Below are 25,354 nucleotides of genomic sequence, written 5' to 3'. Positions count from 1 at the left end.
TTATGACTCCTTCGAGAGCGAGACGAGGACGTCATCGCCGTCGATCTTCACTCGGTATACGGGAACGGGCTTGTTGGCGGGCGGGCCGGTGGGCTTGCCCGAGCGCAGGTCGAAGCACGAGCCGTGCAGCCAGCACTCCAGGGTGCCGTCGTAGACCTCCCCCTCGCTGAGTTTCACCTCGGCGTGGGAGCACACGTCGTGCAGCGCGTGGACCTCCTCGCCCTGGCGGACCAGGGCGACGGGGGTGCCGTCGACCTCAAGGCCGATGACTCCCTCGTCGGGGATGTCCGCGAGCTTGCAGACCTTCTCGAACGTCACTTCTCAAGCTCCGCCTCGACCCGGGCGAGCACCCGCTCGCGAAGCTCGGGAACCTCGATCTTCTCCAGCAGCTGCGCGAAGAAGCCCCTGATGACGAGCCGGCGCGCGTCCTCGAAGGGGATGCCGCGGGCCTGGAGGTAGAAGATGTGCTCGTCGTCGAGACGGCCCGAGGCGCTGGCGTGGCCGGCCCCGGCGACCTCGCCGGTGAGGATCTCCAGGTTGGGCACCGAGTCGGCGCGGGCGCCGTCGGTGAGCAGCAGGTTGCGGTTGAGCTCATAGGTGTCGGTGCCCTCGGCCTCGACCCGGATGATGACGTCGCCGATCCAGACCGCGTGGGCGTCGGTGCCCTGCAGCGCGCCGCGGTAGTCGACGTTGCTGCGGCAGCCGGGCCTGGAGTGGTCGACGAGCAGGCGGTGCTCCAGGTGCTGGCCGGCGTCGACGAAGTAGAGGCCGTTCAGCTCGGCGTCGCCGCCGGGGCCGGAGTAGGCGACCGACGGTGACAGCCTGACCAGGTCGCCGCCGAGGGTGACCACGAAGCCGCGGAAGGTCGCGTCCTTGGCCAGCAGGGCGTGGTGGTGGGAGACGTGCACGGCGTCGTCGGCCCAGTCCTGCAGGCTGACGACCTTGAGCGTGGCGCCCTCGCCCACGACGAACTCGACGTTGTCGGCGTAGACGGCACTGCCCTGGTGGTCGAGCACGACCACGGCCTCGGCCATCGGCTCCAGCCGCACGACCGTGTGGCCGTACGCGGTGCCCTCGCCGGAGCCGAGGAAGGTGATCACGGTCGGCTTTGAGGCGACCGCCTCGCGCGAGACCGTGAGCACGGTGGCCTTCTCGAAGGAGGAGTAGGCCTGGGCGCTCACCCGGTCGGCGGGCACGTAGGCCTTACCGACCCGCTCGTCGTCGCGGCCGACGGTCTCCACGGTGACCTCGGGGGCGGCGTCGACGTGCACGACCACGTTCGCCGAGGCCGCGGCGCCCTCGTGCAGACCCTTGAGCCGGGAGAGCGGGGTGAAGCGCCACTCCTCCTCCCTGCCGGTCGGTACCTCGAAGTCGGCCACGTCGTACGAGGCCTTCTCGTGGAGGGTCGACAGGGGCTTTCCTGTGTCGAGACCCATCAGCCGACGGCCCCTTCCATCTGCAGCTCGATCAGGCGGTTCAGCTCCAGGGCGTACTCCATCGGGAGCTCGCGGGCGATCGGCTCCACGAAGCCCCGGACGATCATCGCCATCGCCTCGTCCTCGCCCAGACCGCGGCTCATCAGGTAGAAGAGCTGGTCGTCGGAGACCTTGGAGACGGTGGCCTCGTGCCCCATGGAGACGTCGTCCTCGCGCACGTCCACGTAGGGGTAGGTGTCGGAGCGGCTGATCTGGTCGACGAGGAGCGCGTCGCACTTGACGGTGCTGGCGCTGCCGTGAGCGCCCTCCTCGATCTGGACCAGGCCGCGGTAGGAGGTGCGGCCGCCGCCGCGGGCGACGGACTTGGAGATCACCGAGGAGCTGGTGTTCGGCGCGAGGTGCACCATCTTGGCCCCGGCGTCCTGGTGCTGGCCCTCACCGGCGAAGGCGACGCTGAGGGTCTCGCCCTTGGCGTGCTCACCCATGAGGTAGACGGCCGGGTACTTCATGGTGACCTTGGAGCCGATGTTGCCGTCGACCCACTCCATGGTCGCGCCCTCGTACGCCACGGCGCGCTTGGTGACGAGGTTGTAGACGTTGTTCGACCAGTTCTGGATGGTCGTGTAACGGCAGCGCGCGCCCTTCTTCACGATGATCTCCACGACGGCGCTGTGAAGCGAGTCGGAGGAGTAGATCGGCGCGGTGCAGCCCTCGACGTAGTGGACGTAGGAGTTCTCGTCCACGATGATCAGGGTCCGCTCGAACTGGCCCATGTTCTCGGTGTTGATCCGGAAGTAGGCCTGGAGCGGGATCTCCACGTTGACGTTCGGCGGCACGTAGATGAAGCTGCCGCCGCTCCAGGTGGCCGTGTTCAGCGCGGCGAACTTGTTGTCGCCGACGGGGATCACGGTCCCGAAGTACTCCTTGAAGATCTCCTCGTGCTCCTTGAGGGCGGTGTCGGTGTCGACGAAGATGACACCCTTCTCCTCAAGGTCCTCACGGATCTTGTGGTAGACCACCTCGGACTCGTACTGGGCGGCGACGCCGGCGACCAGGCGCTGCTTCTCCGCCTCGGGGATGCCGAGCTTGTCGTAGGTGCTCTTGATGTCTTCCGGCAGGTCCTCCCAGGAGGCGGCCTGCTTCTCCGTCGAGCGCACGAAGTACTTGATGTTGTCGAAGTCGATGCCGCTGAGGTCGGAACCCCAGTTGGGCATGGGCTTCTTGCCGAAAAGGCGCAGCCCCTTCAGACGAAGGTCCAGCATCCACTCCGGCTCGCTCTTCAGCGCGGAGATGTTGCGGACGACCTCTTCGGACAGGCCACGCCGGGCCGTCGCTCCCGCGGCGTCCGAGTCGGCCCAGCCGAACTTGTAATTCCCGAGGCCTTCCAGCTCCGGGCGGTCGGTGACAGTCACCTTCCGGTCTCCTTGCTCGATGTGTCGATCGTTTCGTGGATTGCCGGCGATCGCGCCGGATCGGGTGCCGGGGAGTCTCCTGCGCCCGGCCCCGGTGCTCTGTGAGGGCTGACGTGCGTGGTGCACACGCCGTCGCCGTGGGCGATGGTCGCGAGCCGCTGCACGGGGGTGCCGAGGATGCGCGCGAACGCCTCCGTCTCGGCCTCGCACAGCTGCGGGAACTCCGCGGCCACGTGCGCGACCGGGCAGTGGTGCTGGCACAGCTGCTCGCCGCCGAGGCTCGCCTTGCTCGCCGAGGCGGCGTAGCCGTCGGCCGACAGCGCCTCGGCGAGGACACGGACCCGCTGGTCGGCGGGGACCTCGCTCATCCTCGGTCTCAGGCGGTCGACCAGGCCGACCACCTGGGAGTGGGCGAACTCGGCCACGGCCTCGGGACCCACGCGCTCGGCCAGGAAGCGCAGCGCGCTCCCGGCGAGGCCGTCGTAGGCGTGCTCGAAGGCGCTGCGGCCGGCGTCGGTTATCGCGAACAGCTTCGCCGGTCGCCCGCGCCCGCGCTGACCTCGCGGCCTCGCGGTGCGGGCCTCGGCCATCCCCTCGGCCAGCAGGGCGTCGAGATGCCTGCGGACGGCGGCGGGGGTGAGGCCGAGCCGCTCGCCGAGGGCGGCGGCGGTGATGGGCCCGTGTTCCAGGATGAGCCGGGCGACACGCGCTCGCGTGCTGCGCTCGGCGGACACGCCGGAGGGCCGCGCGACGGCGGCTCCCTCGGTGTCCTGCATCCCGGTCACGTATTTCACAACATCAGTGTGCCGTAATTGCTTCCCGAGTTACAAACCCGATGTACGGTCGTCCGGAATGTGGTTCATCACGCAGGTAAGGCTTACCTAAGCTGGAGAAACGCTCCGCGCGGTCCCACGCAGCCCGGCGAAGGCGGCGAGCGCGGCGAGGGTGAAACCGGCCAGCACGACGGCCATCGGCAGTGCGGATCCCTCCCCGCCCAGCCCCACCAGCGGTGCGGCGACGGCGCCGAGCGCGAACTGCAGCACGCCCGTCAGCGCGGCCGCGCTCCCGGCGATCCGCGCGGGCTGACCGGCCAGGGCGAGCGCGCCGCTGCCCGGCAGGACGAGGCCCGCCCCGCACATCATCGTGAACAGCGCGGTGACCAGCACCGGCAGCGGCAGGTGGAACAGGGCCGCGGCGAGCACCCCGGCGGCTCCGGCCACGCCCAGGAACAGCCCGGCGAGGATGAGCCGGGCCGGGTCCAGGCGCCCGGCGAGGCGCCCGCCGACCTGGGCGGCGATGGTCAGGCCCAGCGCGTTCAGCCCGAACACCAGCGAGAAGGTCTGCGCCGAGGTGCCGTAGACGTCCTGGAGCACGAAGGGCGACCCGGAGATGTAGGCGAACATGGCCGCGAAGTTCAGCCCTCCGGCGAGGGTCGCGGCCATGAAGGGGCGGTCGCGGAGCAGGTGCCAGAAGGTGGTGAGGGTGTGCCTGAGCCCGCCCCTCTCACGCCGCTCGGCGGGAAGCGTCTCGCGTACCCCGGACAGCGCGAAGACCAGCAGCAGCAGGCCCGCGACGCTCAACGCGACGAACACCCCCCGCCAGGAGGTGTGGGCGAGCAGTTGCGCGCCCGCGATCGGGGCGAGGATCGGGGCGAGGCCGGTCACCAGCATGAGGGTGGCGAAGATGCGGGCGATGGCCGCCCCCTCGTACAGGTCGCGGACGATCGCGCGGACGATCACCAGCGCGGCGCCGCCCGCGATGCCCTGGAGCAGGCGGAAGCCGACCAGCCCGTACACCGAGGGCGAGAAGGCGCACAGCAGGGAGGCCGCGGCGTAGGCGGCGATGCCGATCAGGAGCGGACCCCGGCGTCCGCGCGTGTCGCTGATCGGGCCCGCGATGACCTGCCCGACCGAGAATCCGATGAGGCAGGCGGTGAGGGTGAGCTGCACCTGTGCCTGCCCGCTGCCCAGGTCGGCGGCGATGGAGGGGAAGGCGGGAAGGTACATGTCGATCGCGAGAGGGCCGACCGCCGACAGCGCTCCCAGGATGGCGAGCAACAGTCCCCTGCGCCGTACGATCGGCGCCACCTCCGGCTCGACGGCGGCCGCGGTCATACCCGTATCCCCTTTTTCGCAGGCTACGCCCCCACTGACGGGCGATGACGGCCCACAGGGGCCGAAGCGTCCCAACCAACAACCGGTCATCCGAATTCCTGCTTTTCGGAAATTTCCTCGAAAAAACCTTTAGGTGTGAACGGAGGCCGGCCGGGCGCCGCGCGGGAAACGGGTTCCCGGCGGCCGCGGACGCGTGGTCCGGGAGCGTGACCGGCGGGCACGGTCCCTAAACTCGTGGCCATGGACTCCCCAGCCGTCGAGATCGTCGACCTGGTCAAAAGATACGGCGGGACGACCGCGATCGACGGCCTGACCTTCAACGCCGCCCGCGGCGCGGTCACCGCGGTGCTGGGCCCCAACGGGGCCGGCAAGACCTCCACCCTGGAGATCTGCGAGGGGTTCCGCCGGGCCGACGGCGGCACCGTGCGGGTGCTCGGGCTCGACCCGTCGAGGCCGGAACTGCGGGCCAGGGTCGGGGTGATGCTCCAGGCGGGCGGCGTTCCCCCCGCGTCCCGCTGCGGGCAGTGGCTGCGGCTGATGGCCCGCTTCCACGCCCACCCGCTCGACCCCGCGGCGCTGCTGGAACGGCTGGGGCTGAGCGAGCACGCCCGCACCCCGTACCGCAGGCTCTCCGGCGGCCAGCAGCAGCGCCTGTCGCTGGCCGGAGCGGTCATCGGCCGCCCGGAGCTGGTCTTCCTCGACGAGCCGACCGCGGGCCTGGACCCGCAGGCCAGGCACGCCTGCTGGGAGCTGGTGAAGGACCTGCGTTCCAGCGGGGTCTCGGTGGTGCTCACCACCCACCACATGGACGAGGCGGAGAGACTCTCCGACCAGATCGTGATCATCGACCGCGGCAGGGTCGTCGCCGAGGGCACGCCCTCCTCCCTCACCGGCGCCGAGCGGCAGCTGCGCTTCCGCGCCCGCCCCGGCCTCTGCCTGGACGAGTTGCTCGCCGCCCTGCCCGCCGGCAGCACGGCCAAGGAGTCGCCGGCCGGGCACTACATCATCGAGGGGCAGGTCGTACCCGGTCTCCTGGCCACGGTGACGACCTGGTGCGCCGCCGAGGGCGTGACCGCCGACGACCTCAGCATCGAGCGGCGCACCCTGGAGGACGTCTTCCTGGAGCTGACCGGGCGTGAGCTCCGGTGACGCCCTCGAAACCCACCGTCGAACGCACCGTCGGAACCACCGTCCCGGCGACGCCCCCGGAGCCCTCCGCCCCGGTGACACCTTCACACCCCCTTCGCCACCCCTCACGCGTCCGGGCGCGGCCCGAACCTGAGCGCGCACCAGACCGCAGGAGAGCCCCATGACGACCCTGGACCTCACGCCGGCCCCCGGAGCCGCGCCGCTGGGCCGGATGGTGGCGGCCCAGGCGGGAGCGGAGATCCGGGCGATGCTCCGCAACGGCGAGCAGCTGCTGCTCACGATGATCATCCCGGTGCTGCTGCTCGTCGGCCTCTCCTCCGCCCCGATCATCGACGTGGGCGGCGGTTCCCGGATCGACTTCATGACCCCCGGCGTGCTCGCGCTCGCCGTGATGTCCACCGCCTTCACCGGGCAGGCCATCGCGACGGGCTTCGAGCGCCGCTACGGCGTGCTGAAGCGGCTGGGCGCGACCCCGCTGTCGCGGACCGGGCTGATGCTGTCCAAGACGCTCGCGGTGATCGCGGTGGAGGTCGTCCAGGTGACGGTCATCTGCGCGGTGGCGCTCGCCCTGGGCTGGCACCCCACGGGCTCGCCGCTCGCGGTCCTGGCGCTCATCGTGCTGGGCACCGCCGCGTTCAGCGGGCTCGGCCTGCTGATGGCGGGGACGCTGCGCGCCGAGGCCACGCTCGCCGCGGCGAACCTCGTCTACCTGCTCCTGCTCGCCTGCGGCGGGGTCGCCTTCCCGCTGGCGAGGTTTCCCGAGGCGGTGCGGCCGGTGCTGGAGCTGCTGCCGATCTCGGCGCTGACCGGAGGGCTCCGCGCGGTCCTGAGCGACGGCACGGGAGCACCGATCGCCGCCGTGGCGATCCTCGCGGCGTGGGCGGCTGTGTCGCTCTTCCTCACCTCCCGGACGTTCCGCTGGGAGTGACCCGCCCGGAAACCGGTGACCAGGGATCGCCTAAATCGGGAATTTCTCCACCTATCACCGCAAAAGATCAACCAGAATGATCGCCAAGATCTACCATCCTCCAGGTGATCATTACCGGAACGCGATCTTCATCCCGTCCGGCGACACGACATACGGGGCGAATCTGGCCAACTCTGGCCATGGGGATCGTTGCCACGCTTGTCTCCGTCGCGGGCTCGTCCACGGTCTCCCAGTCGGGGGACGAACTCGCCACTCTCAGCGCGGCCCGCCGCGGCGCCGCGGGACTCTGGGAGCTGGCCCAGCACATCGACGGGCACTTCCTGCCCTACTACGCCTTCATGCACCTGTGGCTGGAGTTCGGGCAGGCCGAGTGGTGGATGCGCCTGCCCTCGGCGCTCGCGACCGGCGCGGCCACCGCGCTCATCGCCGACCTGGGCCGCCGGCTGAGCTCGCAGCCCGCCGGACTGGCCGCCGCCGCCGTCTACGTCTTCCTGCCCTCGGTCTCCTACCACGGGCAGAACATCCGCCCCTACGCGTTCGCCGCCGCCGCCGCGGTCCTGGCCACCTGGACGCTGTACCGGGCGATCGAGGAGCCGGGACGGCGCGGCGCCTGGTGGAGGTACGCGGCCGCCGTCGCGCTGCTGGGCTGCACGCAGGTGTTCGCGTTGCTCGTCCTCGCCGCCCACCTGCTCGCGGTCGGGTCGTACGGGCGGGGCGTCCTGCCCAGGGTGCTCGCCTGCATGGCCGTGGGCTGCGTCCCGGGGGCCGTCTGGACGGCGGTCGGCTTCGCCGAGCGGCACGCGATCAGCTGGATCACCCTGCCGGGACCCGACGTGTTCCTCGCCCTGCCCAAGATGGCCGGGGGCACCGCCCTGGCCGGGTGCGTGGTACTCACCGTCGCCGCCGCCGCTCCGTTCCTGGGCCGGAGACACGGCGCCGACCGGCTCTGGATCGTCCTGCTCGGCTCCTGGGCGATTCTGCCGCCCCTGCTGCTGTTCGCCCTGTCCCACCTGGTCTCGCCGGTCTACGTCGACCGCTACCTGTTCGCGACGGTGCCCGCGTACGCGCTGCTCGCCGGGCTCGTCCTCGCCGCGCTGCCTCACCTGGTCACCGGGATCGCGCTGGCGGGCGTCCTGGCGGCCGGGCTCCCCGGCCAGCTGGACCTGCGCGGGGAGGACGGGCACCACGAGAACTTCCCCCGGGCGGTACGGATCCTCGCGAGCGAGGGCCGGCCGGGGGACGCCCTCCTCTACGGACGTTCCTCCCTGCGCGAGGGCTTTCGCTACTACGACCGGACGCGGCACGGCGGTAAAGGGCTGCCCGACGACGTGCTGCTCGCCGGGCCCGCGCCCCTGTCCCACTCCTTCGGTTACCCGGAGCGCTCCGACGTGGCCGCCGCCGTGGCCGGGCGCGAGCGGGTCTGGGTGATCTGGCGGGGCGGGTCGGAGGCGGCCTCGCGCGTCGGCCGGGTGATCACCCTGGTCAAGGAGGGGTTCGTCCGGGCCAGGTCCTGGCGGACGGGTCGGGTACCCGGCATGACCGTCGCGCTCTACACCCGCGCGCCGGACGCCGGACGCCGCACGACCGGCGAGACTCCCCTTCCCTGACAGTGAGGATGGAGGTGAACGCCTCCCGGTGAGGTCTGGCTCGTCGCCTGACGAACCATAGGAGCGTCCTTCCGGCGGAGGGCGAACCGCCGGAAACCCCTCCACGGGGTCGTCTCACGCCCACGCCCACCACCGATCAGGTGCCGTCTCACATCACGGACAGCCGTGAAAACGACGACCTCGACAAGTAAGGTGTCATATGTTGTTTTGCACATGACCAAGGAGAGTCATGACCGCCGATGCCCTGCACGGGCCCGCCGAGCCGTACAAGCCGAGGCTGCCCAGGCCCGGAACGCTGCTGAGAGCGGCCTCCGACGCCATCCCGCCGTCCGGTCTGGTGCTGCTGGCCATCCTGTCGGTGCAGGTGGGCGCGAGCCTGGCCAAGGACCTGTTCTCCCAGCTGCCGCCGAGCGCCGTGGTGTTCCTGCGGATCGCGACGGGTGCCCTGATCCTGGGAGCGGTCGTCAGACCCCGGTTGCGCGGCCTGTCCAGGGCGGACATCGGCGCCGGGGTGGCGTTCGGCGTGACGCTGGGCGTGATGAACCTGTCGTTCTACGAGGCGCTGGCCCGGCTGCCGATGGGCATCGCGGTGGCGATCGAGTTCCTCGGCCCGCTCGGCGTCGCGGTGGCGGCCTCGCGCCGCCGCCTCGACCTGTTCTGGGTGGTGCTCGCCGGATCGGGCGTGGTGCTGCTCGCCCCGTGGGGCGGGACCGCCTCCAGGATCAGCTGGGCCGGGATCGCCTTCGCCCTGGTGGCGGCGGTCTGCTGGGCCGGCTACATCCTGTTGTCGGCCTCGGTCGGCCGGCGCTTCCCCGGAACGAGCGGCCTCACCCTGGCGATGATCGTCTCCTGCCTGCTGGTCGCCCCCGTCGGGATCGCCTCGGGTGGCGCCGACCTGCTCCAGCCCGAGCTGCTGCTGATCGGGCTCGGGGTGGGACTGCTGTCGTCGGTCATCCCCTACTCGATCGAGCTGGAGGCGCTGCGCAGGATGCCCAAACGGGTCTTCGGCATCCTGATGAGCCTGGAGCCCGCGATGGCCGCGCTGGCCGCGCTGCTGATCCTGGGCGAGGTGCTCCAGATGCGCGAGTGGGCCGCCATCGGCTGCGTGGTCATCGCCAGCGTCGGTGCCACCCGCAGCACCGGCTGAACTCTCGGGTCCCACGCCACCGATTCGGTGACGGCGCCCCCACGACCCTTCCGACCCGCCCCGACACTTCTCCGGACCATGGCCCCGGCACAGAGGTGAGACGCCGGTGGAGCCGGTGCGATGCCTCGACGAGAATCCTCTCGGGCGGGCCACCGGAATGAGGCGGGAACCCTCACGGGCGACCGCGGATCCCCCGCGTTCACGAGGGGGAGGATGTCAATTCCCGGGCTGCTTCGGCCGGCTCGCCCAGATGCCGCGGACGTGCCGGATGTGGTCGCGCATCAGCCGCTCGGCACCGCTCGCGTCACCCTCCGACAGCAGCGCGAGCAGCGTGAGGTGCTCTCGGGCGGAGTCGGCGAGGGCGCCTTGCCGGTGCAGGGAGGACAGTCCGTACAGACGGGCCCGGTTGCGCAGGTCGCGCACCACCTCCACGAGGCGGGAGTTGCCCGCCAGGGCGAGCAGGTCCAGGTGGAAGCGGATGTCGGCGTCGACGTACGCGAGCAGGTCGCCACGCTCGGCGGCGTCGACGATCGCCTGGGCGAGCGGGCGCAGTGTCTCGAAGCTCGGTGCGCGCCCGGCGTCGGCCAGCTGGGCCACCGTGGGCACCTCGATGAGCCTGCGGATCTCGGTCAGCTCGTCCAGATCCCTGTCGGACAGCTCCGTGACCCGGAAGCCCTTGTTGCGTACCGCCTCGACCAGGCCCTCCTTGGCCAGGTCGAGCATGGCCTCGCGCACCGGGGTCGCCGAGACGCCGAACTGGGCGGCGAGCACCGGGGCAGAGTAGACCATGCCCGGCCTCATCTCACCGGTGATCAGGGCCGCCCTGAGCGCGTGGGCCACCTGCTCCCGCAGGCTCTGCCGCTCGCTCACGGGCGGCAGGTCGAGCCGGCCGTCCGCCCTAGGAGCCATACCGGAGCCTCTCGCGTCGCTCACGTCCACGCCTGATCGGCGGAACCCGCCACCCTCCCATCCTCCCAGGCCATCCGCCTGCCTCCGAACACCCGGGGGCCGATCCGCGGGGTACGGCGCCGACGGCGGATCCGCCGGTCACCCGCGTTCGCTCCCCCCGGTTCCGCCGAGGTAGGCCTCGACCACCCGGGGGTCCCGGCGCAGCTCGGCGGCGGGCCCTTCCAGGACGCACTCCCCGCTCTCGATCACGTAGCCCCGGTGGGCGATCCCGAGGGCGGCGACGGCGTTCTGCTCGACGAGCAGCACCGAGGTGCCCTGGGCGTTGATGCCCGCGACGAGCTCCATGATCGAGGCGACCACCAGGGGCGCCAGCCCCATGGAGGGCTCGTCGAGCAGCAGCAGCCGAGGGCCCGTGACGAGCGCCCTGCCGATCGCGAGCATCTGCTGCTCACCGCCCGACAGCGTGCCGCCCTGCTGTGCGCGCCGCTCGGCCAGGCGCGGCAGCAGTTCGTAGACGCGGTCGATCCGCGCGCGGATCTCCGCCTGGTCGCGGACCAGGTAACCGCCCAGCTGGAGGTTCTCGTGGACGCTGAGCGTGCTGAAGATCCTACGGCCCTCCGGCACGTGCACCAGGCCGCGCGCGGTGATCCTGTGCGGTTTCCGCCCGGTGATCTCCTTCCCTTCGAAGAGCACCCTGCCGCCACTGGGCCGCAGCAGTCCCGAGACCGCGCAGAGCGTGGTGGTCTTGCCCGCGCCGTTGTTGCCCAGCAGCGCGACGATCTCGCCTTCGGCGACGCCGAGGGACAGTCCGCGCAGGGCGTGTACGCCGCCGTAGTGGACGTCCAGCCCGTCGATGTCAAGCATCGGCGCCTCCCCCGGCCGCGTCACCCGTCGCGCTGTTTTTCGCGCTGTCCTTGCCCGTGCCCTCTTCGCCCGCGCCGTCCTTCTCCGCGGTCGTGGCTTCGCCGGTCCCGTCGTTCGCGGAGGTGTCGCCACCGAGGTAGGCCTCGATGACGGCCGGATCTCGCCGGACGTCCTCGGGGCGGCCGTCGGCGATCTCCCTGCCGAAGTTGAGCACGACCACGCGTTCCGAGACCTCCATGACCAGGCCCATGTCGTGTTCGATGAGCACGATCGCCACCCCCAGCGCCTGGATGCGCCGGATCAGGTCGAGCATCTCGGCCTTCTCGCCGTGGTTGAGCCCGGCCGCGGGCTCGTCGAGCAGCAGCAGGTCGGGGCGCCGGGCGAGGGCACGGGCGATCTCGGTGCGGCGCTGCTCCCCGTAGGGAAGGTTCCTCGCCTGTCCGTACCTGTCGCCGCGCAGGCCGACGAAGTCCAGCCAGTGATGGGCCTGCTCGGTGCACTCGCGCTCGGAGCGCCGGTAGCGCGGGGTGTGCAGCAGGGCGTCCAGGACGCTCTGGCGCAGCCACAGGTGCGATCCCGCGCGTACGTTGTCCAGGACCGACAGCTCGCCGAACAGCCGCAGGTTCTGGAAGGTCCGCGCGACGCCCAGACCCGCGATCGCCGAGGGCCGCAGCCCCGGCAGGTCCCTGCCGCGCAGGGTGATCCGGCCCGAGGTCGGCCGGTAGAAGCCGGTGACGCAGTTGAACGCCGACGTCTTGCCCGCCCCGTTGGGCCCGATCACGGAGACGATCTCCGCCTCGCGCACCGAGAACGACAGGCCGTCGATCGCCACCAGCCCGCCGAAGGTCAGGCGCAGGTCGGTCACGTTCAGCAGGCTCACGGGACCTCCTTGGAACGGGCCGGCCAGATCCCCTGCGGCCGCAGGATCATGAAGGCGATGAGCAGTACGCCGAACAGGAAGAACCGGTAGTCGGCGAGGTCGCGCAGGATCTCCGGCAGGATGCTGATCACCACGGCCCCGACGACGACGCCGGGCGTCGATCCCATGCCTCCCAGGACCACGGCCATGAGCACCAGCGCCGACGACAGGAAGGTGAAGCTGCCCGGTGAGATGGCCGACAGCTGCGCGGCGAACAGCACCCCGGCCATGCCGCCCCAGACCGCGCCCGCGATGTAGGCGGCGAGCTTGACCCGGTAGGTGTGCACGCCCATCGCCTCGGCGGCGTCCTCGTCCTCCCGGACGAAACGCCAGGCCCTGCCCAGGCGGGAGCGACCCAGCCGCGCCGCGCCGAGGACGGCGAGCGAGACGACGACCACGGTGAGGTAGTAGAAGAGCACCGGGCTCTCGACCAGATGCGGGATGCCGTAGATCCCCGAGGGGCCACCGGTGACGTCCAGGTTGTTGGCGGTGATCCGGATGATCTCACCGAAGCCGAGGGTGACGATGGCCAGATAGTCGCTGCGCAGGCGCAGGGTGGGGGCGCCGATCACGATCCCCGCGATGACCGTGGCCACGAGCACCGCGGGGATCGTGGCCGGCAGTGGCAGGTCGAAGCGGGTGGCCAGCACGCCGCTGGTGTAGGCGCCGACCGCGAAGAAGGCGACGTACCCCAGGTCGAGCAGGCCGCAGTAGCCGACCACGATGTTCAGCCCGGCGGCGAGCATCACGGCGATGGCCGCGCTGGTCATGACCGACAGCGCGTACGGCGTGGCGTTGACGAAGGGCGCCAGCAGCGCGATCAGCAGCCCGGCGAGCCCGGCCCACCGGTTCTGCATCAGCTTCGACGCCCTGCTGGGCGGTGAGTCGGTGCCGAGGCGGCGGACCTTGGTCGTCGTGGCTCCCGCGGGCCCGGCAGGCCCGGTGGGTCCGGCGGTCCCGGTCATACCCGCTCCGTGACGCGCTCGCCGAGCAGGCCGGTGGGCCGCACCGTCAGGAACAGGATCAGCACCCCGAAGGCGAACACGTCACGCCACTCACCGCCCAGCCAGAACGTGCCGAACGACTCCAGCAGCCCGAGCAGCAGACCGCCGAGCATCGTGCCCGGGATGTTGCCGATGCCCCCGATGACGGCCGCCGTGAAGGCCTTGAGCCCGATCAGGAAGCCCATCATGAAATCGATCTTGCCGTAGTAGGCACCGGCCATCACGCCCGCGGCCCCCGCGAGCGCCGAGCCGATGAAGAAGGTGCGGGAGATCACCGCGTTGACGTCGATGCCCATCAGCGCGCTGGTGCGCGGGTCCAGCGCGATGGCCCGCATCGCCCTGCCCTCGCGGGTGCGGGTGACCAGCAGGTTGAGCCCGGCCATGAGGAGCACCGCCACGCCGATCAGGACGATCTGCTGCACGGTGAGCCGGGCCCCGAGGATCTCCAGCGAGGTGCCGCCCAGCCGTACCGGGTAGACCCGCGGGTCGGCCCCGGCCACCGCGCGCATCCCGTACTCCAGCGCGAAGGAGGCCCCGACCGCGGTGATCAACAGGGACAGCCTCGGGGCGCGGCGGAGCGGGCGGTAGGCGATCCGCTCCAGGGCCACCCCGGCCAGGCCGGTGGCGAGCATGGTCGCCAGGAGCACCGCGAGCAGCAGCGGCAGTGCCATCGAGGAGGACACGCCGCCGACCGCGCCGAGGATGGCGAAACCGGCGAACGCGCCGAGCATGTACAGGTCGCCGTGGGCGAAGTTGAGCAGCTTGATGATCCCGTAGACCATGCTGTACCCCAGGGCGACCAGGGCGTAGAACGAGCCGACGAACAGCCCGTTCCAGACGAGCTGCGTCATTTAAGGGCGTCCTGCAGGGCGAACTTGTCGTCCTTGACGACGAGGATCTGGAAGCCGCCGTTCGCCAGGGTGTGCTCGGGGGTGAACTTCAGCGGCCCGGAGAACATCGAGAAGCCGTCGATCGCCTCAAGCGCCGCGATGACCTTGTCGCCGTCGGTGGCGCCCGCCTTGGTGACCGCCTCGGCGGCGAGCCGCACCGCGTCGTAGGCCTGGTTGGAGTACGGGCCCGGCTCGGAGGAGTACTTCTTCTGGTACGCCTCGATCCAGCCCTCGGCGCCCTGGAGGGTGTCGGGCGTCTGGGTCATCGTCGCGTACAGGCCCTCGGCGGCCTCGTCTCCGGCGATCTCGACCAGCTTGGGGGAGACCGAGCCGTCGCCCACCATGATGGAGTCCTTGTATCCGGCCTGCCGGAGCTGACGCGCGATCAGGCCGCCCTCCTGGAAGTAGCCGGTCCAGTAGACGAAGTCGGGCTTCTTGGCCAGCACGTTGGTGATGTTGGCGCTGTAGTCGCTCTCCTTCGGGGTGACCGCCTCGGTGATCACGGCCTCGGCTCCGCCGGGGGCCTCCAGGAGTGCCTGGGTGCGCAGCGCGATGTCCTTGGAGTAGCTGGTGTTGTCGTGCATGAGCGCGACGCTCTTGGAACCCTGCTTGGTGATCCACTTCTCCGCGGCCGCGGCCTGCTGGGAGCCCGTGCCGTTGATCAGGAAGACGTGCTTGAGCTTCTGGTCGACCAGCTCCTGGGAGTTGGCGGCCGGGATGATCATCGGGATCCCCGCCTTGCCGAAGATCGGCAGGGTGGGGAGCGTCGCACCGGAGCAGTAGCCGCCCACCGAGACGTCGATCCCCTCGGTGACCAGCTTGTTCGCGCCCGCCGCCGCGGACTGGGCGTCGCAGGCGTCGTCGGCGGTCTTCAGCTCCAGCCGTCGGCCGAGCACACCGCCCTTGGCGTTGATCTCGTCGATCGCGAGCTGCGCCGCGTTGCTCATGTAGGGGCCGATCGCGGCCTCGCTGCCCGACTGCGGGATCAGCATGCCGAGGACGATCGGCTCGTCCTTCTCCGCGGTCGCCTGGCCCGCGCCTCCGTCACCGAGCAGCCCCTGGCCGCATCCGGTGACCAGGAGACCGAGGACGGCCAGCGACGTGAAGCACTTCAGGGGGGTGGCACGCATGTGCGGCTCCTCACATCTAGTGATGTGTGATATTGCACGTGTAATGCAAGGACACGTCAAGGGCCGAAACAAGACCGTTAACGTTGAGACGCCGTTTCCCCGCGATGCGGGACCCGACGTGAGGAGCGCCGGAAAAGGCGGCGTATCCGCAGCTCAGACGGCTCGTACCGGGTCGGCGCGCTCTGCTGTCACAGCTTTCGGTGTCACAGCAGGAAACCTCCGGGGAACGGGTCGCGGGGGTCGAGGAAGTACTGGGCGGTGCCGGTGACCCACGCACGCCCGGTGATCGTGGGAACCACCGCGGGCAGGCCCCCCACCTCCGTCCGGGCCACGAGCCGCCCGACGAAGCGGGTGCCGATGAACGACTCGTTCACGAAGCCGGTCTCCAGAGGCAGCTCGCCCCTGGCGTGCAGCTGGGCCATCCGGGCGCTGGTGCCGGTGCCGCACGGCGAGCGGTCGAACCAGCCGGGGTGGATCGCCATCGCGTGCCGCGAGTGCCCGGCGTCGGAACCTGGCGCGACGAACTGCACGTGGTGGCAGCCGCGGATGCCGGGGTCCAGTGGATGGACGGGCTCGTCCCGCTCGTTGATCGCCTCCATGATCGCCAGACCCGCGTCGAGGATCCGCTGCTTGTGTGCGCGGTCGAACGGCAGGCCCACCGACTCGATGGGCAGGATCGCGTAGTAGTTGCCGCCGTAGGCCAGGTCGTAGACGACCTCCCCGAGGCCGGGCACCTTGACCGCGCGGTCCAGCCCGGCGCTGAAGGAGGGCACGTTGGTGATGGTCACCTCCGTGGCGGCGCCGTCCTCGACCCTGACCTCGGCGACGACCAGCCCCGCCGGGGTGTCCAGCCGGATGACGGTGACCGGCTCGGCGACCTCGACCATCCCGGTCTCGACCAGGACGGTGGCGACGCCGATGGTGCCGTGCCCGCACATGGGCAGGCAACCGGAGACCTCGATGTAGAGCACGCCGAAGTCGGCGTCCGGCCGGGTGGGCGGTTGCAGGATGGCCCCGCTCATCGCCGAGTGACCGCGCGGCTCGTACATGAGCAGGGTGCGGACGTGGTCCATCTCGGCGAGGAAGTGCTCGCGCCGCTCGGCCATGGTCGAGCCGGGGATGACCCCCACTCCCCCGGTGATCACTCGGGTGGGCATGCCCTCGGTGTGGGAGTCCACCGCGTGGAAGATCCTCTTCGTTCTCATCGACGCTCCTCGCGGGAAGGGATGTGGGGGCGCTCCACTGGACCGTCACACGACCTTGCCGGGGGAGGGCAGATCCGGCGGGAGCCGGTCACCGGGCGGCGATACCGGGGCGACGTTCGGGGACGACCCACTAACGCAGTCCCTCGGCGAGGGCCTTCTCCGTCGCGGCGCGTACGGCGGCCTCCTGTTCGGGCACCAGGGCGAGCCTGGGCGGGCGGCACGGGCCGCCGCGGCGGCCGGCCAGGTCCATGGAGAGCTTGATCGCCTGGACGAACACCGGTCTGGAGTCCCAGCGAAGCAGCGGGTGCAGCGCGCGGTAGAGCGGAAGCGCGGTGGCCGTGTCCCCCGCGGCCGCCGCCCGGTACAGGGCGACGGTCGACTCGGGCAGCGCGTTGGGGAATCCGGCCACCCAGCCGACCGCCCCGGCGGTGACCAGCTCCAGCAGTACGTCGTCGGCCCCGGCCAGCACGTCCAGCCCGGGGGCGAGCTCGGCGATCTCGTAGATCCGCCGGACGTCACCGCTGAACTCCTTCACCCCGACGATCAGGCCCTCGGCGTGCAGGGTGGCCAGCAACCGGGGGGTGAGGTCCACCCTGGTGTCGAAGGGGTTGTTGTAGGCCACCACCGGCAGACCGGCCGCGGCCACCTCGCGGTAGTGCTCCACCACGGTCCTGTCGTCGGCGCGGTAGGCGTTCGGCGGGAGCAGCATCACCGCGCGGCACCCGGCCTCACCCGCCTGCTCGGCCCACCGGCGGGCCTCCAGCGCCCCGTAGGCCGCGACACCCGGCATGACGCGGTCGCCGCCCACGGCGGCGACCGCGGTCTCCACGACCGAGGCCCGCTCCCGGGAGGTGAGCGTCTGGTACTCGCCCAGCGATCCGTTCGGCACGACGCCGTCGCACCCGGAGGCGACCAGCCACCGGCAGTGCTCGGCGTAGCCGTCCAGGTCGACGGAGAGGTCCTCTCCCAGGGGCAGCGCGGTGGCCACCGTCACACCGTGCCAGGGCTTCGCGGGGGTCGTCATCGTTCGTCCTTCCGAGGGGGTTCGGGCCGATCCGTCGCCGGGGCCGGCGGAGGTTCCGCATGTGCCGGACGCGGGAGAACCTCCGGTGCGCCCGTCTCCGCCAAGCTCTCCGCCTCCTCCGGAGCCGGCGGGGCCTCCCTTCGGCCGGGGGAGGCGGACGTCGCCGCCGCGAGGTCGCCGAGCCTGACGGGCTGGGCGATCGGGCGCCGGGGCGGCGCGGGGTCCTCCCCGGCGAGGCACGCGACCGCGTAGCCGCACATCCTGCCCTGGCACCACCCCATCCCCGGGCGCGCGAGAAGCTTGACGGAGCGCGCGTCGGCGGCCCCCATGGCCTGTGCCCGGCGTACGGCCGACAGGGGCACCTCCTCGCAGCGGCACACGAGGGTGTCGTCGCGGAGCCAGTCCTGCCAGCCGGCCCGTACCGGATAGGCCTCCTGCAGGGCGTGCGCGAAGGCGGAGAGCCTGGCCGCGCGCCGGGTCAGGGCCGGGTCCGGAGGAACCGGGCGGCCCAGGTCGGCGGCGGCGGACCGGCCCGCGAGGCGTCCCTCCACCTCGGCGAGCACGGCCCCGCCGACACCGGTGGACTCCCCCGCCGCGTAGACGCCGGGCACGCTGGTGCGCATGCCCGCGTCCACCGCGACGACCGGGCTGCCGTCGAGGTCGCGGCGGGTGGCGCAGTCCAGCTGGACCGGTAGGTCGAGCTGGGGGACGAATCCGTAACCGCAGGCGAGGGTGTCGCACTCGACGGTCCTCGTCGCCGTCGGCCGCCAGTCGCCGTCCAGGCTCGCCACCGTGACGTGGGTCAGCGCGGTGTCGCCGTGCGCGGCGACCACCGCCTCGCGGCGGCGGTACGGGATCCGGTGGCGGGCCAGGCGCGCCCCGTACCCGAGGGCCTCCCCCACCCGGCCCGCGGCGAGCAGCGGGTGCCTGGCGAGCCCGAACCCGCCGTTCGCCTCGTGGACGCCGAGCACCCGCGCCCCGGCGTCCGCCAGGCCCGCGGCGACGGGCAGCAGGAACGGGCCGGTACCGGCGACCACGACCCTGCTTCCCGCACCGACCAGGTCGCCCTTGAGCAGTGCCTGCGCGCCGCCCGCGGTGAGCACCCCCGGCAGGTCCCAGCCGGGGAACGGCAGCGGCCGGTCGTACGCGCCGGTGGCGATCAGCAACCCTCGCGCGGTCACCGTGCGGGGCCGCTCCTCGCGGTCTCCCTCCAGGCACCGTACGGTGATCGCGCCGTCCGCGCGCTCGACCGCCCAGACCCGGTGGCGCAGGAGCACCTCGGCGCGCTCGCGAAGCGTCTCCCACTGGCGGGTGAACCTGTCGAGCCCGCGGTGCAGCGCGCCGGGCCGCGCGGCGCGGAAGCCCTCGGCGGGGCGCCGGAAGTACTGGCCGCCCGGCCTGGTGGCCCCGTCGACCAGTACGACGTCCAGCCCTGAGAGGGCCGCGGTGAGCGCGCCCGCGACCCCGGCGGGACCGGCACCGATCACGGCGAGATCGTGAATCCGCGTCATCGGCCGCTCATCCCTCCCTCCGCGTATCGGAGACGCCGGGAGCACGAGGAGGGTGCGCGCCCGGGACGTCCTCCTCCATACCGGAGGTGCCGGAATCAGGGGAGACGTCCACATCCGGAGCGTACGCCCGCTCCCCCGGTCCGGCTCCGGCCTCTTCCCCGGGGTCTCGCGGGGCCTCCTGCGCGCCCTGGGACGGCGATGGAGGACCGCCGGTGGTCACCCGGTCTCCCGGGAGCGCCTCGGTCAGGCAGGCGCGCAGGGAGGGGGTTCCGTTCACCGTGACCAGGCAGTCGAAACAGACCCCGATGCCGCAGAACAGCCCGCGCGCTCGCCCGGCGAACCTGGTGGTGCGCCAGGAGCGGATGCCCGCGCCGTGCATGGCGGCGCCGAGGCTCTGGCCGGGGATCACCGGGACGGGAACACCGTCCACGCTGATCTCGAACTCCGGCTCGGGCCGCGCCCCCACCAGACGGTACGGATCCCTCATCGGGCACCTCCGTGGGAGGGATCCCGGTGGTGGCTCCGGTTCGAGTTCGGGCTCCGCTCCGGCTCCGGACCTCGGCTCGGGTTCCGGTTCAGGCTCGGGGAGCAGGTCAAGACGCCTCCCGGGTGAAGCGGTCGGGACGGAAGGGGGTGAGGTCCAGGTCGGGGCCCAGGCCGGTCAGGAGCTGGGCGATCAGGTGGCCGGTGGCCGGGGCCAGGCCGATGCCCGCCCCCTCGTGACCGCAGGCGTGGTAGAGCCCCCGAACTCGGGGATCCTCCCCGATCACCGGGAGATGGTCCGGGCAGTAGGGGCGGAAACCGCAGTAGGCGCGGATCACCCGGTATGCCGCCAGGGCGGGGAACAGCTCCACGGCCTGACGGGCGAGACGTTCGAGCACCGGGACCGACATCGTGCGGTCGAAGCCGACCCGCTCACGGCTGGCGCCGATGAGCACGGGCCCCGCCGGGGTGCTCTCCACGACGGCGGACGTCTGGAGCCCCTCCGAGTCGCTGGCCACCGCGGTGACGTAGGCGGCGGTGTAGACCTTGTGCCTGATCAACGGCCCGGCGAGCGGCTCGGTGACCAGGACGAAGCCGCGCCTGGGCAGGATCGGGACGTGCGCGCCGGCGAGCGCGGCGAGTTCGCCGCCCCAGGTGCCCGCGGCGTTGACGACGGCTCCGGCGAGGATGTCGCCGTGGTCGGTGGTGACCCCGGCGATCCGGTCGCCGTCCGTGACGAAGCCGGTCACCGTGACGCCCGTGCGCAGCATCAGGGCGCCGCGGCCGAACCGTTCCGTGCCTCTCCGGATGAGGGAGGCCGCCGCCAGCATGGGCTGGACCTGGGCGTCCTGCGGGTAGAACACGCCACCGGCGAGCCCTTTCGCCAGGTGGGGCTCGTAGTCGCCGAGTTCCCCCGCGGCGACGGCGACGTGCTCGACCCCCTGTTTTCCCGCCAGGTCGGTGAGCGCCTCCAGGATCTCGTCCGTCTCGGCCACCACCAGGCCGCCCTTGGCCTCGAACTCGAACCCGCCGCCCGTGACGGGCCGGTCCACGACGCCCGCTCCCGCACCGCCCGGTCCGGCGTCGGCGCGCTCGTCCCCCGGCGCGCCGTTTCGGGCCCCGCCCTCTGGCGCGGCCCCCGCCAGGTCGCGCCAGAGCCGGTTGGAGAGCAGTGCCAGGTCGAGTTCGGGTCCCGGCTCCTTGTCGGAGACCAGGATGTTGCCCTCGCCCGCACCGGTCGTACCGCCCGCCACCGCCCCCCGGTCGACGACCACGACGTCCAGGCCCGCGCGGGCGGCGTAGTAGGCGCAGGCGGCCCCCACGGCCCCGGCACCGACGACCACGACGTCCGGCATCTCTCACCTCGTTCCCGCACCTCGGGCCCGTCAGTACTATGTCACATACCTTTAAACGGATCAATGCACCTAAACGGACATCACACGCAAAACTTCGACTCAAGCCCACCTCTACCCCCAGGGGCGTACGGCACGCCGTCCCGTGGTACGCGCCTCGCGCCCGGTGACCGCCACCCGGGGTCCGCCGGGGTCCACGGTGGGACCACCCCCCTCGCCGCCTAGCATGTGAGCCGTGAACCACCTCCTTGACCAGGCTCGCCGGTATGCCGCCGGATCGGCGCGAATCGTGGGGCCGCCGACCTTCCTCACCCTGCGCCGCTGGGCGCTGGCGGCGGTCGTCGTCAACGTCGGGATCACGGTGACGGGCGCCGCGGTGCGGGTCAGCGGATCCGGCCTGGGCTGTCCCACCTGGCCACGGTGCACGCCGGAGAGCTTCATCCCGGTGGCCCACGACGAGATCTCACCGCTGAACATGGCGATCGAGTTCGGCAACCGGCTGCTCACCTTCCTGGTGCTCGCGGTCGGCGTGGCCTGCCTGATCGCCGCCCTGCGGCTACCGGCCCGCCGCCCCGACCTGGTGAGGCTGGCCTGGCTGCAGCCGATCGGCGTGGCCTTCCAGGGACTCTGGGGCGGCCTGGTCGTGCGCAGCGCGCTCAACCCGGTCACCGTGAGCGTGCACTTCCTCGCCTCCATCGGCATGATCGCCGCGGCGTACGCGCTGTACGCCCGCGCCGGCCTGAACGAGAGCCCGGGCGACGGCTCCCCACCCCGGCAGCGGATCCACCGCCATGTCCGCACGCTCGTCTTCGGGCTCGTCGCCGCCGTGTTCACCCTGCTCGTGGTGGGCGTGGTGGTGACCGGCACCGGGCCGCACTCGGGCGACGAGATGGCCTCCAGGTTCGGCTTCGACATCGAGACCGTGGCGAGGATCCACGCCGACGTCGCCTACGTGGTGATCGGCCTCACCTTCGCGCTGGCGTTCGCGCTGCACATCACCGACGCTCCCGGGTACGCCCGGCGGACCGCGTGGACGCTGCTGGGCGTGGAGGCCGCGCAGGGGGTCATCGGATACGTCCAGTACTTCCTGGGCGTGCCCGCGGCCCTGGTCAACCTGCACGTGCTCGGCGCGACCCTGGTCTGGGTCTGCACGCTGCGGGTGGTCTTCGCGACCGGCTCACCCGGGCCGCGGGACGCCTCGGAGGCGGTCACCGGCGAGCTCGACGCCGTCCGCGCCTGAGGCCCCTGTGACGCGGACGTGACGCGCCCCCGCGGACGAGGCCGCGTCTCCCGGCCCCGCGCATGAGCCGACCGTGACGCGCGCCCGCCTCCGAGCCGGTGGCCCGGCCCCGCGCTCCGATCCGCTACGGAAAGGTGATCCTCCACACCGGATCGACGCGGCCACCGACCCGCGACGACAGGACGGATGTCGCGGGTGCGAACACGCCCGGTGGAACCAGCCCGGTGGAACTAGTGGAACGGCCCGCTCGGCGGCGGGTGACCGGGACCCCCCTGAGAATGACCGGGGAGGCCACCCTGCGGATAAGGGGGGCCGTCCTGCGGGTAGGACGGGCCGGAGGCGTGGCCGGCCGGAGCGTTCCCCGTGACGGGCGGCCCGGAAAACTGGGCGCGGGCACCGGCCATGCACTCCAGCAGCGCCCGCTGCTCCTCGTTGAAGGTGGGCTCGTCGATCACGTGGCCCCTGGCCCGCTCGTGGAGCAGACCGAGTTCGGTGGCCGCGAGCTGGTAGTCGCTCATCGCCCGCAGGGCCGTCCTGCCCCCGTGCTGCTTGGCCCACTGCCGGGCGTGGCGGCGCCCCTGCAGGGAGGAGAGCATCACCACGTCGCCCGCGGACACCAGCCCCGTCGCCCAGTAGGCGGGCAGGTAGGTCTGGATGAGCCCGATGATGCGCTTGCGGTCGCGGAAGATGATCCAGATCAGCACGAACAGCACGACCATCAGCAGCAGGTAGGCCACAGCCAGGCCGCCGAGGCCGGCGTAGGAGACGAAGCCGTTCCAGATGCCGTGCAGCAGCATCGCGCCGACCCACCCGGCCGCGATGACGAAGAGCCGCCCGGGCCCCCGGCGCTGCGCCGCGTAGGCCACCGCGACACCGATCATGGAGGTGAACAGCGGGTGGGCGAACGGCGAGAGGACCCCGCGCAGCACCACGGTCACCGCCAGGCCCTGCGCGCCCAGCTCGTTGAGCGCGGCCACGTAGTAGCTGACGTTCTCGCTCATGGCGAAGCCGAGGCCGACCATGCTGGCGTAGATGATGCCGTCGGTGGGCCCGTCCAGCTCGGCGCGCCTGAACCTGAGCAGGCCCAGCAGGACCAGGCCCTTCATCGTCTCCTCGACCACGGGCGCGCCGAAGGTGGCGGCGATGTTGCGCGCGTAGTCGTAGCCCAGCTGGACGGTGTTCTCGATGTAGACGAGGTTGAAGGAGTTGATCACTCCGGCGACCAGGACCGCGACCCCCGCGCCCCAGGCGAACGCGAAGATCAGGTTGCCGCGCGGCTCGGGCTCGATGCGGTCGAGCGCCAGCACCGCGGCCAGCAGCACCGGGACGGGCGCCAGCGCGAGGCACAGGGCGATGAAGAAGTAGACCGGATCGCCGTTCAGCACGTCGAAGGAGAACGACACCAGGGCGCACACCCCGGTGAGGACGAGCCCGACGATCAGTCCGACCGACGGACGGTCCCTGAGCACCCAGCGGGGGTCACGGCCGGCCATGTGGCCACCGTAACCCTTGGTGTCCACCCCACGACTCGAATCGGGAGATTATCGGCCGAAGGTTGCCACACTTCGCCCCGCCGCCACCCCTCGGCCGCCCCCCGCCACGAAGCGGGCGAGGCCGGACGGGAGCCTCGAATCCGTGGACCGTGCCGGGCGATGAGCCGCGCTCGCGGCCGGAACCGGAATCAGGCTCCCGGGATTTACCGAAGACCACGAAACACCCTCCCCACGGTCAGGCCCACCCCAGGCCGGTCAAGAGAACATCTTCCCCCGGGAGACGTCTCCCCCGTCGCCGGGGCACGGAAACGGGCACCGCCCGAGGAGACCGCGCGAGACGATCCGGGTCTCAGACGAGCATCGAGTCGATGGCGACGGCCAGGAAGAGCAGCGCCAGATAGGCGTTGGACCAGTGGAAGAAGCGCATCGGGCGCAGGTCGACACCGGTCTTGCCCGCGTTGACCCGGGCCAGGAGGCGGTGGACCTCCCACAGGCAGGCGGCGCCGAGGACGACGGCCACCGCGGGGTAGAGAAGGGTGGTCCCGGCCACCGGCCACAGCAGCAGCGAGCACAACACCGTGGCCCAGGTGTAGACGATGCTCTCCAGCACCACGCGGCGCTCCGTGGCGACCACGGGGAGCATGGGCACCTTCGCCGCCGCGTAGTCCTCCCGGTAGCGCATCGCGAGGGTCCAGGTGTGCGGCGGCGTCCAGAAGAACACCACGCCGAAGAGCACCACGGGGGCCCAGTCGAGGCGGCCGGTGACACCCGCCCAGCCGATCAGCACGGGCATGCAGCCGGCGAGACCTCCCCACACCACGTTCTGCGAGGTCCGGCGCTTGAGGATCATCGAGTAGACGAGCACGTAGAACAGGTTCGCGGCCAGCGACAGGCCGGCGGCGAGCCAGTTCACCGCCAGGCCGAGCCCAACGGTGGACACCACGCCGAGGATGAGCCCGAAGATCAGCGCGTTCGTCGGCGGCACCAGGTCGCGGGCGAGCGGGCGGCGCCGGGTGCGGCGCATGGCGGCGTCGATGTCGCGGTCGATGTAGCAGTTCAGCGCGTTCGCGCTGCCGGCCGACAGGGTGCCGAACACCAGGGTGTTGACCGCGATCCACAGCGGCGGCAGCCCTTTGGCGGCCAGGAACATCACCGGCAGCGTCGTGATCAGCAGCAGCTCGATGATCCGCGGCTTCGTGAGGGCGACGTAGGCCTTCACGACGTCGCCGAAGGAGCGCGGCGCGGCCTCGGTGGCCGTGCCCGCCTCGGGCGGGGCCGTCGATTGCTTGTCGGTGAGCACCATCTAAGGTGCTTCCAGCACGTGCGGGGTCAACGCGTAACCTCTGATTAGAGCGGATCCGTGAATGCGGGCACCAGCCGGCCCTGAGGACTCACTGTAGTTGCAGGGGAGGCCGGTCCCGGCACGGGGTGCGGAAGCGGCGCGAGGGGACTCCCCGCGGGGGAGGCGCGCCGCCTGCCGACCCCCCGGACCCGTCTCGGGCCGACCTACGCCCCGGTAGCCAGGTCGAACCCGTTA

The 25,354-nt window shown here is 71.7% G+C and carries 23 protein-coding genes; 5 read left to right on the top strand and 18 right to left on the bottom strand.

Features of this window, described 5'->3' with window-relative positions; genetic code table 11:
- The 5 genes from ACFY3D_RS25230 to ACFY3D_RS25210 form a co-directional block, all read right to left on the bottom strand.
- Positions 1-318: a non-heme iron oxygenase ferredoxin subunit gene (locus ACFY3D_RS25230; protein ID WP_350947742.1), complete on the bottom strand. Its 318-nt coding sequence runs from the start codon at positions 316-318 to the stop codon at positions 1-3.
- Positions 315-1,436, bottom strand: a complete 1,122-nt coding sequence (gene sufD / locus ACFY3D_RS25225; RefSeq protein WP_389983330.1) for a Fe-S cluster assembly protein SufD — start codon at positions 1,434-1,436, stop codon at positions 315-317. The genes ACFY3D_RS25230 and sufD overlap by 4 nt, the downstream gene beginning before the upstream one ends.
- Positions 1,436-2,848, bottom strand: coding sequence for a Fe-S cluster assembly protein SufB (sufB, locus tag ACFY3D_RS25220; protein WP_344920891.1), 1,413 nt, complete (start codon positions 2,846-2,848; stop codon positions 1,436-1,438). The genes sufD and sufB overlap by 1 nt, the downstream gene beginning before the upstream one ends.
- Entirely contained in the window at positions 2,845-3,624 is a 780-nt protein-coding gene (locus ACFY3D_RS25215) for a helix-turn-helix transcriptional regulator (protein ID WP_389983673.1), read from the bottom strand. The genes sufB and ACFY3D_RS25215 overlap by 4 nt, the downstream gene beginning before the upstream one ends.
- Before the next feature lie 105 nt (positions 3,625-3,729).
- A complete protein-coding gene (locus ACFY3D_RS25210) occupies positions 3,730-4,962 on the bottom strand; it encodes a multidrug effflux MFS transporter (protein WP_362897319.1) in 1,233 nt (410 codons plus the stop codon).
- A 240-nt stretch (positions 4,963-5,202) separates the two neighbouring features.
- Here ACFY3D_RS25210 and ACFY3D_RS25205 point away from each other — a divergent pair, with 240 nt between their 5' ends.
- The 4 genes from ACFY3D_RS25205 to ACFY3D_RS25190 all read left to right on the top strand — a co-directional run bounded on the left by ACFY3D_RS25205 (position 5,203) and on the right by ACFY3D_RS25190 (position 9,793).
- Positions 5,203-6,111 (top strand): ABC transporter ATP-binding protein, encoded by a 909-nt coding sequence (locus ACFY3D_RS25205; protein WP_350947745.1) that lies wholly within the window; start codon positions 5,203-5,205, stop codon positions 6,109-6,111.
- Between the two features lie 160 nt (positions 6,112-6,271).
- Positions 6,272-7,039, top strand: coding sequence for an ABC transporter permease (locus ACFY3D_RS25200; protein WP_389983325.1), 768 nt, complete (start codon positions 6,272-6,274; stop codon positions 7,037-7,039).
- A 179-nt stretch (positions 7,040-7,218) separates the two neighbouring features.
- On the top strand, positions 7,219-8,646 hold the full coding sequence (locus ACFY3D_RS25195; RefSeq protein WP_389983322.1) for a glycosyltransferase family 39 protein: 1,428 nt from the start codon (positions 7,219-7,221) through the stop codon (positions 8,644-8,646).
- Positions 8,647-8,875: 229 nt separating this feature from the next.
- Positions 8,876-9,793, top strand: a complete 918-nt coding sequence (locus ACFY3D_RS25190) for a DMT family transporter (protein ID WP_389983319.1) — start codon at positions 8,876-8,878, stop codon at positions 9,791-9,793.
- A 216-nt stretch (positions 9,794-10,009) separates the two neighbouring features.
- Here ACFY3D_RS25190 and ACFY3D_RS25185 read toward each other — a convergent pair whose 3' ends face one another.
- From ACFY3D_RS25185 to ACFY3D_RS25135, 11 genes are all read right to left on the bottom strand, one after another.
- Positions 10,010-10,702: a GntR family transcriptional regulator gene (locus tag ACFY3D_RS25185; protein WP_389983316.1), complete on the bottom strand. Its 693-nt coding sequence runs from the start codon at positions 10,700-10,702 to the stop codon at positions 10,010-10,012.
- 138 nt (positions 10,703-10,840) lie between these two features.
- Positions 10,841-11,566 carry an ABC transporter ATP-binding protein gene (locus ACFY3D_RS25180; RefSeq protein WP_389983312.1) on the bottom strand — a complete coding sequence of 242 codons (726 nt, stop codon included), beginning with the start codon at positions 11,564-11,566 and terminating at the stop codon, positions 10,841-10,843.
- A complete protein-coding gene (locus ACFY3D_RS25175) occupies positions 11,559-12,446 on the bottom strand; it encodes an ABC transporter ATP-binding protein (protein WP_389983309.1) in 888 nt (295 codons plus the stop codon). Before ACFY3D_RS25175 ends, ACFY3D_RS25180 begins: the two co-directional genes overlap by 8 nt.
- Positions 12,443-13,450: a branched-chain amino acid ABC transporter permease gene (locus tag ACFY3D_RS25170; protein ID WP_389775640.1), complete on the bottom strand. Its 1,008-nt coding sequence runs from the start codon at positions 13,448-13,450 to the stop codon at positions 12,443-12,445. Before ACFY3D_RS25170 ends, ACFY3D_RS25175 begins: the two co-directional genes overlap by 4 nt.
- Entirely contained in the window at positions 13,447-14,340 is an 894-nt protein-coding gene (locus ACFY3D_RS25165; RefSeq protein WP_389983306.1) for a branched-chain amino acid ABC transporter permease, read from the bottom strand. The genes ACFY3D_RS25170 and ACFY3D_RS25165 overlap by 4 nt, the downstream gene beginning before the upstream one ends.
- On the bottom strand, positions 14,337-15,509 hold the full coding sequence (locus ACFY3D_RS25160) for a branched-chain amino acid ABC transporter substrate-binding protein (protein WP_362922739.1): 1,173 nt from the start codon (positions 15,507-15,509) through the stop codon (positions 14,337-14,339). Before ACFY3D_RS25160 ends, ACFY3D_RS25165 begins: the two co-directional genes overlap by 4 nt.
- Positions 15,510-15,712: 203 nt before the next feature.
- A complete protein-coding gene (locus tag ACFY3D_RS25155; RefSeq protein ID WP_362897327.1) occupies positions 15,713-16,714 on the bottom strand; it encodes a proline racemase family protein in 1,002 nt (333 codons plus the stop codon).
- 130 nt (positions 16,715-16,844) lie between these two features.
- On the bottom strand, positions 16,845-17,738 hold the full coding sequence (locus ACFY3D_RS25150; protein ID WP_350947755.1) for a dihydrodipicolinate synthase family protein: 894 nt from the start codon (positions 17,736-17,738) through the stop codon (positions 16,845-16,847).
- A complete protein-coding gene (locus ACFY3D_RS25145) occupies positions 17,735-19,249 on the bottom strand; it encodes an NAD(P)/FAD-dependent oxidoreductase (protein WP_389983301.1) in 1,515 nt (504 codons plus the stop codon). Before ACFY3D_RS25145 ends, ACFY3D_RS25150 begins: the two co-directional genes overlap by 4 nt.
- A gap of 7 nt (positions 19,250-19,256) precedes the next feature.
- Entirely contained in the window at positions 19,257-19,736 is a 480-nt protein-coding gene (locus tag ACFY3D_RS25140; RefSeq protein ID WP_389983298.1) for a (2Fe-2S)-binding protein, read from the bottom strand.
- Positions 19,737-19,842: 106 nt separating this feature from the next.
- A complete protein-coding gene (locus ACFY3D_RS25135) occupies positions 19,843-21,087 on the bottom strand; it encodes an NAD(P)/FAD-dependent oxidoreductase (RefSeq protein ID WP_389983295.1) in 1,245 nt (414 codons plus the stop codon).
- Between the two features lie 232 nt (positions 21,088-21,319).
- On the opposite strand from ACFY3D_RS25135, the gene ACFY3D_RS25130 reads away from it, so the two are divergent.
- Entirely contained in the window at positions 21,320-22,324 is a 1,005-nt protein-coding gene (locus ACFY3D_RS25130) for a heme A synthase (RefSeq protein ID WP_389983292.1), read from the top strand.
- A gap of 230 nt (positions 22,325-22,554) precedes the next feature.
- Here ACFY3D_RS25130 and ACFY3D_RS25125 read toward each other — a convergent pair whose 3' ends face one another.
- The gene (locus ACFY3D_RS25125) at positions 22,555-23,817 is read right to left on the bottom strand and encodes a PrsW family intramembrane metalloprotease (protein ID WP_389983289.1); all 1,263 of its coding nucleotides are present in this window, start codon (positions 23,815-23,817) and stop codon (positions 22,555-22,557) included.
- Between the two features lie 349 nt (positions 23,818-24,166).
- Positions 24,167-25,120 (bottom strand): heme o synthase, encoded by a 954-nt coding sequence (locus ACFY3D_RS25120; protein WP_350947761.1) that lies wholly within the window; start codon positions 25,118-25,120, stop codon positions 24,167-24,169.
- Positions 25,121-25,354 lie beyond the last annotated feature (234 nt).

Source organism: Streptosporangium sp. NPDC000509 (assembly GCF_042898365.1).
Taxonomy (GTDB): Bacteria; Actinomycetota; Actinomycetes; order Streptosporangiales; family Streptosporangiaceae; genus Streptosporangium.
The sequence above is the reverse complement of the archived record's forward strand: the minus strand, read 5'-3'. Positions and strand labels throughout refer to the sequence as shown.